Source organism: Flavobacterium sp. HJSW_4 (assembly GCF_042436695.1).
Lineage (GTDB): Bacteria > Bacteroidota > Bacteroidia > Flavobacteriales > Flavobacteriaceae > Flavobacterium.
This window is the reverse complement of sequence record NZ_JBHNPP010000044.1, coordinates 18019-30591: the sequence shown is the minus strand read 5'-3', so window position 1 is coordinate 30591 and position 12573 is coordinate 18019. Positions and strand designations below refer to the sequence as shown.

The 12573-nt window shown below is 35.3% G+C and carries 6 protein-coding genes; all 6 read right to left on the bottom strand.

The features are described 5' to 3' along the window. On the bottom strand, window positions 1–5615 hold a 5615-nt coding region (locus ACE01P_RS22815; protein WP_379701367.1), incomplete at its 3' end, for an HYR domain-containing protein. A 510-nt stretch (window positions 5616–6125) separates the two neighbouring features. Beyond that, complete coding sequence (queG, locus tag ACE01P_RS22810; protein WP_379701366.1) at window positions 6126–7052, bottom strand: tRNA epoxyqueuosine(34) reductase QueG; 927 nt, start codon at window positions 7050–7052, stop codon at window positions 6126–6128. After that, a complete protein-coding gene (locus ACE01P_RS22805; protein ID WP_379701365.1) occupies window positions 7049–8395 on the bottom strand; it encodes a cytochrome P450 in 1347 nt (448 codons plus the stop codon). Before ACE01P_RS22805 ends, queG begins: the two co-directional genes overlap by 4 nt. Window positions 8396–8405: 10 nt before the next feature. Then, complete coding sequence (gene ruvB / locus ACE01P_RS22800) at window positions 8406–9428, bottom strand: Holliday junction branch migration DNA helicase RuvB (RefSeq protein ID WP_379701364.1); 1023 nt, start codon at window positions 9426–9428, stop codon at window positions 8406–8408. A gap of 108 nt (window positions 9429–9536) precedes the next feature. Next, window positions 9537–11339: a cbb3-type cytochrome c oxidase subunit I gene (locus ACE01P_RS22795; RefSeq protein ID WP_379701363.1), complete on the bottom strand. Its 1803-nt coding sequence runs from the start codon at window positions 11337–11339 to the stop codon at window positions 9537–9539. A gap of 30 nt (window positions 11340–11369) precedes the next feature. Continuing rightward, complete coding sequence (locus tag ACE01P_RS22790) at window positions 11370–12560, bottom strand: cytochrome c oxidase subunit II (protein ID WP_379701362.1); 1191 nt, start codon at window positions 12558–12560, stop codon at window positions 11370–11372. Window positions 12561–12573: the final 13 nt, after the last annotated feature.

The following is a 12573-nucleotide window of genomic DNA, read 5'->3' as shown; positions in this document are numbered from 1 at the left end:
GTGTCATTGTCAAAAACGTTTTTCCCTAAAGTCTGAGGAACATTCGATCCTAAAACTGATGGAATCTCATCTGCATTCGCCACTAGATTTCCTGCCGTTACCGGTACAGTAATAGTAACCGAGTCGCAGTTTGCAGGCACTGCACCTACTTCACATATTGTATATTCTACACTGTAATTCCCTTTTGGAGTTCCTGCATTTACTGTAATAGTACCATTTGCATTTAACGTTAATCCTGATGGTAAAGTTCCAACAATACTTATTGTAACTTCCCCAGAATTAGTTCCAATTACAGCTTGATTAGCATTCAAAGTGTCATTTCCTATTAATGATATCGTAGTTCCACCAATGTTTCCATTAATTGGATCAATCGAATCTACTACTGCATCTATTGCATTTACAACTTTAACTTTAGCGGTAGCTGTTTCACAGTTCGCAGGATCAGCATTTTTCTCGCAGATTTGGTATGTAATGCTGTATGTTCCGCTTGGTGTATTTGCTGCAAGAGTTACGTTTCCATTAGCATCAACACTTAATGGTTCTGATGAACTAACCGTAACAGCTGTATTTCCAGCTGTAACTGCTGCTCCGCCTAAAGTATCGTTTGATTTAACGTTACCAATATTTGACGCTGACGATCCCGAAGATTTTGTCCCGAAATCATCATTAACAGCAACTAAATCATTTACTATTTTTACTGTTACTGTAGCCGAATTACAATTTCCATTATTAGCAATTTCACAAATTGAATAATCAAAAGTGTAAGTTCCTGTTGGCGTATTTGGTTTAACAGAAACTGCTCCTGTTGCATTGTCAAAGTTTAACACTGATGGTAAAGAAGTCACCGTAACATCAACATCATTAATATTAACTTTATTACAATTTAAAATATCGTTATCAAAAATATTAGAGATAACAACTCCTCCAGATATTCCTTTTGACGAAGAGATAGTGTCATCATTTGCTTCAATAGAACCAATTACTTTAACAATCTGCGTGCAAGTCTGCGCATTTCCTGCTGCATCTGTTACAGTCCAAGTTACTGTCGTATTTCCTAGTGGGAAGCTTGACGGCGCATTATTTGTTACCGTTACAGCTCCTGTACAATTGTCTGATGTGGTAGGTGTACCTAAAGTCACTCCAGTAGCAACACATGAATTAACATCGGCCGAAACTGTCACATTTGATGGACAAATAATTGAAGGTTTTTGAGTATCGTTAACTGTTACAATCTGCGTGCAAGTTTGCGTATTTCCTGCTGCATCTGTTGCAGTCCAAGTTACTGTCGTATTTCCGATTGAGAAGCTTGACGGCGCATTATTTGTTACCACTACAGCTCCTGTACAATTGTCTGATGTTGTTGGAGTGCCTAAAACTACTCCAGTTGCAACGCATGAATTGGCATCTGCCGAAACTGTCACATTTGATGGACAGATGATTGATGGCTTCTGCGTATCTTTTATAATTACTTTTTGAGTAGCTGTTTCTGTATTTCCATTTCCATCGGCAAAACTCCAGTTAATCGTATAAGTACCTTGAGCGCTATAAGTCAATGGATCTGATGTTGTTCCGGTTACTGTTCCAGCGCAATTATCTGTTGTTGTCGGACGTGTTACTGTTGCTGAACATTCTGCTGTAATATTTGCTAAAGTTGGCTTTACAGGTTTTTCTGTGTCACTAACTTTTACAGTTGAAACAGCTGAAGTCTCTTCGCAACCTGTAACTGTATTTCTAACTTTTACTTTATAATCACCATCTGCATTTACAACTAATGAAGATGATACTTCACCAGAAATCGCAACATCATTTTTATACCAAATGTAAGTTGGCGAGCTTGCATTGGTTGTTGTAGTCAAAGTAGTTGTTAAACAAGCTGTTAATGTTCCTCCAATCGAAATTGTTGGATTTGGATTAGTAGCAATATTAACTACATTACTTTTTGCGGTACAATTTGTTGCATTAGTAGCAACTACATAATAACCATTTGCAACAGAAAGATTGCTCCATGACAATGCAGATCCGCTTCCGGGTTTTGTAGATTGAACTGCTGTATCAGTAGAATCGTATAATTGGTAATTTACTCCATTTGCTGAAGTTGTAGAAGAAATTGATCCGTTTCCTCCTGGCGAAACACAAATTGTGCTTCCCGTTAACGATAAAGCAACTGGCAATGCATTTACAGTTACCGTAGTTCCTGCTGATGCTGTACTAGAACAAGCTCCTTCATTGGTAATAACTGCATATGATCCGCTTGCTGTTGCGCTGTAATTTCTGCTTGTCGCTCCATTAATTAAAACCCCATCTTTATACCATTGGTAGTTTGTTGATGTCGTTGAAGTAAGCACAACACTTCCGCCTTCGCAGAATGCTGTTGCTCCTCCTGCTGTAATTGAAGGTGTCGCTGGCAGTGAATTTACTGTCACACTTGCACCTGCAGACGCTAAACTTGAACAAGTTCCATTGTTTGTAATAACTGTATATGATCCGCTTACTGTTGCGCTGTAATTTCTGCTTGTTGCTCCATTAATTAAAACTCCATCTTTATACCATTGGTAGTTTGTTGATGTCGTTGAAGTAAGCACAACACTTCCGCCTTCGCAGAATGCTGTTGCTCCTCCTGCTGTAATTGAAGGTGTCGCTGGCAGTGAATTTACTGTCACACTTGCACCTGCAGACGCTAAACTTGAACAAGTTCCATTGTTTGTAATAACTGTATATGATCCGCTTGTTGTAGCGCTGTAATTTCTGCTTGTTGCTCCATTAATTAAAACTCCATCTTTATACCATTGGTAGTTTGTTGATGTAGATGAAGTAAGCGTAACACTTCCGCCTTCGCAGAATGTTGTTGCTCCTCCTGCTGTAATTGAAGGTGTTATTGGTCTAGAGTTTACTGTTACTGTCGCATTAACTGTTAATACTCGGCTACAAGTTCCGTCACTAACATTAGTTAAATTTAAAGTTGCGTTTGCAGTTACATTTGATACTGTAACAGTTGCTGTTCCATCTGTTCCTATTGTTGCAGTTCCCGAAGCAGCTCCTGTATAAGTAACAACATTTCCAGATGTTCCCGATATTGTAAAAACAGCATTTGAACCTGAACAAACAGGGCTATTTGTACTAAGAGTTGCGGCAACTGGTAATGAATTTACAGTCACTACTGTAGCATCTGATGGTAAGCTTGAACACGTTCCGTTATTAGTAATAACTGTATATGAACCGCTAGCAGTAGTAGTGTATCTTCTATTTGTCGCTCCGCTAATTAAAACTCCATCTTTATACCACTGATAGTTTGACGACGTTGATGAAGTAAGCTGAACACTTCCGCCTTCACAAAATGTTGTTGCCCCTCCTGTCGAAATTGAAGGTTTTGCTGCTAGCGAATTTACTGTTACTGTTGCATTAACTGTCAATGCACGACTACAAGTTCCATCACTAACATTCGTTAAATTTAAGGTAATATTTCCAGTTACATTAGATATTGTAACCGTAGCTTTTCCATCTGTTCCTATTGTTACAGTTCCAGAAGCAGCTCCTGTATAGGTAACAACATTTCCTGATATTCCTGATATGGTAAAAACAGCATTTGACCCTGAACAAACAGGACTATTTGTGCTAAGGGTTACCGTTGGTAAAGCATTTGACGTTATTGTAGCTGTAGCACTATTATTAGCAGTAGGATCATCCACATTAGATGATGTAATAGTTGCAGTATTAGAATAAGTTCCTGTATCCTTAACTGTAGCAGTTATGGTAAGGACTGCACTAGCCCCACTATCTAAACCAGACACAGTCCATATTCCTGTAGCACTATCATAAGTAGTTCCCGCTGGAACCGTAGAAGAAACATAAGTATATCCTGAAGGAAGCTTATCTGTTACCGAAACACCTTCTGCATTTGAAGGTCCTAAGTTTTTAGCTGTTACAGTAAAAATTACGTTTGAACCCACACACTGACTAGAAACATTAACCTTGTTTTCTACAGCAACATCACTACAAAGTGTAACTGTTATAGGAGTTGATTGTGAACTAATCCCGCAAGATAAAGTTGATGTTACGGTATAAGATCCAGTCTTAGTAACCGTTATAGTATTTGAAGTTTGTCCTGGAATAACAGTCCCATTATAACGCCATTCATAAGGTGAAAATCCAGCATCTGTTGTTAAAGTTGCTGATTGTTTTAGACAACTACTTCCTCCAATATAAGTTTCTTTGGGAGCTGCTGGCTGTTGTGCAAAATTTGAAAAAAAAGCAGCCATTGAATAACCATTACCCTGCTGAGCTATAGAAACTGTCAGCTTTGCATCACTATTAAGAGAAATTGTATTTGGATTCCCTATTTTATCTCTATTGAAGTCTATTATGTACCAACCAGTTGATCCTAACTGACGACGAGTAGTTCCCATAGTTTGCTCTAAACTAGTACCGTTTAAAACAACTAAATCAGTTGCACTTTTTAGCAATACATAACCAAAATAATCTAATGAACCATTAGTATATCCTTTAAAAGTCGAAGTTTCAACAAAATTAGATCCTCCACATGCCGATACAGGTGCAATTGTCGAAATATCGACTTCGCAACCATCTGCAGTACCAGAATAAACAGCAACGTTATTAGTCGCCGAAATTCTTGATGATGTAAATTGCGTGCCTGAAACACCATTTTTAAAAGTATAATACTCCCCTGCATTTCGTGTTATTGTTACAGGTGAACCTACTTCATTACCATTAGTAGCGTTATAAGTATTTATTGTTATCGTTGTACCATCTTTAGTTGCTACAATAGTTGTCTGTTCTGCTGTATCATTTCCTTTTCCTCTTTCAAGGAAATACTCTTTCCCTAAAACCGATACTGGCGGTAATTGATCAAACGTTCCGTCACCACATGCCACTGGAGTATCTATTCGTACACCCGTATTCATCACAACTGGTCCTGAAGACTCAACCAACGAACCAATCGCTGCATTGAACAAATAACTTTGCCCAGCTCCTAACGTTGTTACTACACTTCCATTTACTTTTACTTGCGTATTATTACCAATTGCCATTACACTATAAAAAGGTCTTTCTTGGTCAGATGTTCCCATATTACGATAATACCCAACTCGAAATTCCACACCGATACCTGCATCGCCAAAACTAGTCAATGAGGCATTTCCTTTAATATTAGAATCACCACCTTGCCCAATCGCATCAGATGCAATGTTTCTTAAATTTACAGAAACAGCTCCATTTGTACTAGTAACAATTATACCTCTATCATTGTAAACAGTACCAGCACTGTTAAAAGTTAAAGCCGCAGTATTTGGATCTCCTACGAATCTATAAACTGCTGGAGCTCCTTTTACAGTGGTAAGCGAATTTGAATTAATAGCTGTTCCGTCTTTGGTTAAACTAACGGCACTACCATCACTTTTTGTTATAGTAAAACTTACCGGACTAGTAGAATTTGTAGCAATTATTATTTCATTTGCTCTACTAAAATACTGCCACGGTGCAGGTGCTATATAATGTTTTGTGAAAAATTGAGCTGAAACGCTGTGAGCATTTAGCAATAAAAAGACAATAAGAAAAATTAGTCTAGAAAATCCAGACTTACAAAAAGTAAAGTTACGCATAGACAACTTGAGTTTGTGGAACAGAAATTTTAGACACTAAAAAACGGATGATCGTTTTTAGCATCTTGATGAGATACGTGAAAAAAAATATATTGGATTTTAAAAAACTTAAAAAAGTTTTTTCAAGACTTACATATAAGAAAGACATTATGCAGACCATTGCCATATAGTAACGTAAAGACTATAAAAGTCTCTCAGGTTTTAAATTAAGTAGATTTGGAAAGCGCGAAAGTATATCGAGAATTGAAACAGACCTTATTATTTCGTTAAAGTACACATAAACTCGTTGAACAACAGATTTTAACAACTGTTTATCAATTAAAAATTAAAAAAAAGTAAACATTTGATAATCAAGGAAGAGAATTTTCTTAAATAATTGCAACAATTTTAAATTCTTACAGAATTTATTGATAAATAAGCAATTAAACGTAGGAAAAACAAAAAAAGCTAAAAAGAAAATTACCAATAAAATATTGATAATTAGCATTTTAAATAAAAAAATCAAATATATTATTGCAAAAACTTGATATTACGCTTTAGGCCATCAAATTTTGTTCTTTTAATAGGAGAGTTTTTAAAAACTTGTTTAAAAGTTTCTTCGGTAATATCAATCCAGTCTTTTTTAGTAAAAGAAAGTAAATCGGGATTAGGATTAAATAAAGGCTCTGAATGTGATTTAGAAAATCGATTCCATGGACAAACATCTTGGCAGGTATCACAACCAAACATCCATTCATCGAATTTTCCTTTCATTTCTTCAGGAAGATTTTCTTTTAACTCAATCGTATAATAAGAAATACATTTGCTTCCATCTACAATATAAGGAGCCACAATTGCTTGTGTTGGGCATGCATCTATACAGGCCGTGCAAGACCCGCAATGATCTGTAACTGCATAATCGTATTCTAATTCTAAATCAATAATAAGTTCGGCAATGAAATAAAAAGAGCCAACTTTTTGAGTAATCAGATTACTGTTTTTTCCAATCCAACCCAAACCACTTTTAGCAGCCCAAGCCTTATCTAAAACAGGTGCAGAATCGACAAAAGCTCGTCCAGAAACATCTCCGATATTTTCTTGAATCGAATGTAAAAACTCTTTCAGCTTATCTTTAATTACAAAATGATAATCTTGCCCATAAGCATATTTGGAAATTTTAAAACTTTCGTCGTTTTGAGTTGAATCCGGATAATAATTAAGTAAAAGTGAAACAACACTCTTACCGTCATCAACCAATAAAGTTGGATCTAGACGCTTATCAAAATGGTTTTCCATATAAGCCATCTGACCATTGCGATTGTTCTTCAACCAATTTTCAAGTCGAGGAGCTTCTTTCTCTAAAAATCCCGCTTTAGATATGCCACAAGAAAGAAAGCCAAGTCTTTTGGCTTCTTCTTTTATGAACTTTGAATATGTCTCTTTCGAATTAATACTCATCTTTTTGAAAATGAAACTTCAATATTAACTGGTTTTAAAGTCACCAAAGGATTAAACTTAACCGTTTCATTTTTAGCCTTAATCTCATACTTTTTGACAATCTGTGAAATTGCCAAACACATTTCATAGATAGCAAAACCAGTTCCTATGCACATTCTTGGACCTGCTCCAAAAGGATAAAAGTACTGCATTGACTTTTTCTTTTCTTCTCCTAAAAATCTTTCTGGAATGAATTCATCTGGATTATTCCAATACTTTGGATTACGATGTAACTCATAAAATGACACCCCAATTAATGTCTTTTTTTTGATTTTAAATTCAGTTAAAGAATCATCTTCAACATTTTCTCTATCTGTGATCCAAGCAGGAGGATACAAACGCATCGATTCATTTAAAACCGCGTTTGTATAAGTCATTTTCTGAAGCTGTTCAATAATATTATCAGTCTGGGATTCTATTTCTGTAATTTCATCAAAAATCTTTTGTTGGATTTCAGGGTATCTTCCCAGAAAATGAAGTGTAAAAGTTAAAGCATTAGCTGTAGTTTCATGACCCGCAATAAATAAAACCTTGATTTCGTCAATCAATTGTTGCATAGACATGCTCTCTCCCGTATCTTCATATCGGGTCTCCATAAGCATATTAAGAAGATCATTGAATTCCTCTTTCGAAGCATTTCTTCCTTCAATAATTTCTTGAATAATCTTATTATTTTCTTCTGCTAAATTTAAATGTTTTCGAACTTGCCCACTTAATGAAAACCATAATGCCTTATGAGGAAGTCTGATTTCTTTAACTAAAAACGTCTGAACTTCTTCTATTATGAATTTAATCCTATGAAGTTTTTCTTCCGAAATTGAAAATTCAAATAAAGACTTCGCAACAACATTAAAAGCAAGTTGGCTCATTGCAGGAAAGACATCCAAAAATTTATCTTCTACTAAATGATCAACTTCTGCAGTAATCGTTTTATTCATATTATCAACCAGCTGATTCATCTTTTGTTTATGAAAAGCAGGTTGTATAAGACGTCTTTGTTTTAACCAAAAATCTCCATCACTCGTTAAAAGACCTTTTCCCAAGTATTTTGAAAGATATACTGATTGAAATTTGGACTTATTATAATTTCTTTGATTTTTAACTAAAATATATTGAGCAACATCGTTGTCTCGTGATAGAATTATATGCCTCGTAAAGCCAATTCTAATAGAAAAAGAATCACCAAATTTCTCAAAATATCTTTTGTGAAAAGGAATTGGATTTCTTCGAACTCCTTCAGCATCTTTAAAAAATCTCAATATTGAAAGTCTGGTCGGGTAATTATATTTTTTACTTATAGACATTCTATTTGTATTAAAATAATTCTCCCTGATTATTCATATTTACTTTTCCAAGATGCTTATAAGCCTTATCCGTAACTTCTCTACCTCGAGGCGTTCTCATTATAAATCCTTCCTGAATTAAAAAGGGTTCATATACTTCTTCGACTGTTTCACTGCTTTCACTAACTGCTGTCGCTAAAGTTGAAAGCCCAACTGGCCCCCCTTTAAATTTATTGATAATGGTCAACAATATTTTGTTATCCATTTCGTCCAATCCATGAGCATCAACATTTAATGCTTTTAAGGCATATTTTGAAATTTCTAAATCGATCCTTCCATTTCCTTTAATTTGAGCAAAATCGCGAACACGTCTTAGTAATGCATTAGCAATACGAGGAGTTCCACGACTTCTTCCTGCAATTTCAATAGCTGCTTCCAAATCAATAGGCATTTTCAATATAGAAGCACTTCTCTCAACAATAGTTGTTAAAAGCTCGGTAGTATAATATTGTAAACGTGATGATATTCCGAAACGGGCACGCATAGGGGCCGTTAATAATCCCGATCTAGTAGTCGCTCCAATCAAAGTAAAAGGATTCAAATTGATTTGCACAGTTCTTGCATTTGGTCCAGACTCAATCATGATATCAATCTTGAAATCTTCCATTGCCGAATACAAATACTCCTCAACAACAGGACTTAGTCGATGAATTTCATCAATAAACAAAACATCTCGTTCGTCTAAGTTGGTTAGTAAACCAGCTAAATCGCCAGGCTTATCCAAAACAGGTCCTGAAGTGATTTTTATCCCAACTTGCAATTCGTTAGCCAATATGTTAGCCAAAGTAGTTTTTCCTAAACCTGGAGGACCATGAAAAAGAGCATGATCAAGCGCCTCTCCACGTTGGTTTGCAGCCGCAACAAAGACTTTCAAATTTTCCAAAACTTGATCTTGTCCGGCAAAATCATCAAATGACAGCGGACGCAATTTTTTTTCAAGATCTAACTCTTCTGAGTTATATCCTTTAGTAGTAGGATCTAGATTTTCATTCATCCTACAAAGATATATAAACTAATTAGTTTGTAAAATAGTTCAACTGAACGTTTAGAACTTTAACTAAAGAAAAAAGGCTATCATTTCTGATAGCCTTTTATATTATTTTTAGTGGTGTAAAACTTCTTCACCTTCTTTCATTGGTACATTTTGAGGAACAAAATCTACATCATGATTTGGGTTACTGTAGTCATACGGCCAACGGTATACGTGAGGAATTTCTCCTGGCCAGTTTCCGTGGATATGTTCTACTGGAGTAGTCCACTCTAAAGTAGTAGATTTCCATGGGTTTTGAGTTGCTTTTTTACCGTAGAAAATACTGCTAAAGAAGTTGTATAAGAATACTAATTGGAACGCACCTCCTATAAGAGCAAATGTTGTAATTAAAACATTCACATTTTGTAAATCATCAAATAATGGGAAGTTTGTGTTAGTATAGTAACGTCTTGGTAAACCAGCTAATCCGATAAAGTGCATTGGGAAGAAAACTCCGTAAGCACAAACTGCAGTTACCCAGAAGTGGATATAACCTAAGTTTTTGTTTAACATTCTTCCGTACATTTTAGGGAACCAGTGGTAAATACCAGCAAACATTCCGTAAAGTGCAGAGATACCCATTACTAAGTGAAAGTGAGCAATTACGAAGTAAGTATCGTGAACGTTAATATCTAAAGTACTATCTCCTAAAATGATTCCTGTTAAACCTCCAGTAATGAAAGTAGAAACCATTCCGATAGAGAATAACATTGCAGGGTTAAATTGTAAGTTACCTTTCCATAAAGTTGTAATCCAGTTAAATGCTTTTACAGCAGATGGAATAGCAATCAATAAAGTTGTAAAAGTAAATACAGATCCTAAGAAAGGATTCATACCTGAAATAAACATGTGGTGACCCCAAACGATAGTTGATAAAAATGCAATTGCAAGAACTGACATAATCATCGCTCTGTAACCGAAAATTGGTTTACGAGCATTTGTAGCCATAATTTCAGATACTAGACCCATCGCTGGTAAGATTACGATGTAAACCTCAGGGTGACCTAAGAACCAGAATAAGTGCTCAAACAATACAGGAGAACCTCCTTGGTAATGTAAAACTTCACCAGCAATATAGATATCAGATAAGAAGAATGAAGTACCAAAACTTCTATCGAAAATCAATAATAAAGCTGCAGATAATAATACTGGAAACGAAATAACACCAATAATAGCTGTTACGAAGAATGTCCAAATTGTAAGAGGAAGTCTAGTCATAGACATTCCTTTAGTTCTTAAGTTAAGTACAGTAACAATGTAATTCAAAGATCCCATCAAAGAAGATGCGATGAAAATAGCCATAGATACTAACCATAATGTCATACCTGTTCCTGATCCTGGAATTGCTTGCGGCAATGCACTTAAAGGAGGGTAAATTGTCCATCCTGCAGATGCCGGTCCAGCTTCAACAAATAAAGAACATAACATTACAACTGCAGATAAGAAAAACAACCAGTATGAAATCATATTCATAAATCCAGATGCCATATCTCTTGCTCCAATTTGAAGTGGAATCAATAAGTTACTAAACGTTCCACTTAAACCTGCCGTCAGTACAAAGAATACCATGATGGTACCGTGAATTGTAACTAAAGCCAGATAAATATCATTTGCCATTACACCATCAGGTGCAAATTTATCTCCTAATAAAACATTGAATATTTTGAAAGACTCCTCTGGCCACGCTAATTGCATTCTGAAAAGCAAGGACATTGCAATCCCAATTACTCCCATAACAATACCAGTAATCAAGTATTGTTTAGCAATCATTTTGTGATCAATACTAAAAATATATTTAGTAATGAACGTGTCTTTATGATGATGTTCGTGCTCGTGATCGTGTCCGTGATCGTGACCGTGCGCTTCTGCTGACATATATTTGTACTTTAAATTTTCTTAATAATATTATTTCATCGCAACTTTAGCTACAGCAGCTTTTACAGTATCAACAACTGTCTTAACAGTGTCGATAACTTTTGCAGCAGTATCTGTAGTTGGTGCAGCTCCTTCAGCTGGTTTCTCAGCAGCAGCCGCCGCTTTAATATCTTGAGCTAAAGTAGTTTTCTCGCTTAACCATTTTTTGTAATCTTCTGGAGTATCAACTACAACTTTCATTTGCATGTTATAGTGAGAAGCTCCACAAATTTTATTACATAATAATAAGTAATCAAATGTGTAAGGATCTAAAGCTGTACCTCCTTTTGCAACTAACTCAATGCTTTTTGCAGCTCTAAGTTTGTTAATGTTAGCAACTTTTTCAACCATAAATGGTAATTCTCTATATTCCGAAGTAGTATAAGTTGGAATGAAAGCAAATTCAGTAACCATACCTGGAACGCAGTTCATTTGTGCTCTAAAGTGAGGAAAGTAAGCTGAGTGCAATACATCCTGAGAACGCATTTTAAAGTGAACTTTTTTACCTTTAGGAATATGCAATTCTGAAACTACGATATCATCTTGAGCATTAGGATCTGACATATCAACTCCCAATGTATTTACTCCCTCGATTAAACGTACGTTAGCTTTTCCTAAAACGTTATCTTGTCCAGCATATCTAGCTGTCCATTTAAATTGTTGAGCATATAATTCAATCTCAATTACATCTTCATCTTTATCAACGAACATGATGTTATTCCAAGCGTATAATCCATAAAGAATTAAACAAGCTAAAACAACAGAAGGAATGATACTCCAAATTGCCTCTAATTTATTACTATCAGCAAAAAATAATGCTTTTTTATCTTTATTACCTCTATTCTTAAAAGAAAACCAGTATAATAAACCTTGTGTAATAAATTGAACTAAGAAAATTAAAACCCAAGTGATATTCATTAAATTATCTACCAATAGTCCATGTTCTGATGCAGGAGTATGCAAAGCTAAACCTCCCCATTTTAATAGACCATAAATAGTAAATATATAAATGAAAGCTAAAAAGCCAAACATAATATATCCTTGAATGTTATTATCATTATCAGATGCAACCTGAGAATCGTTCGAAGAAGCTCCAACCTGTGTAAGATCAAATATCTTCGTCAATTGCCATAATGCAACTGCTAATAAAACTACAACTATAATTACCAACAAACTTGTCATCTGTTTACTTCTT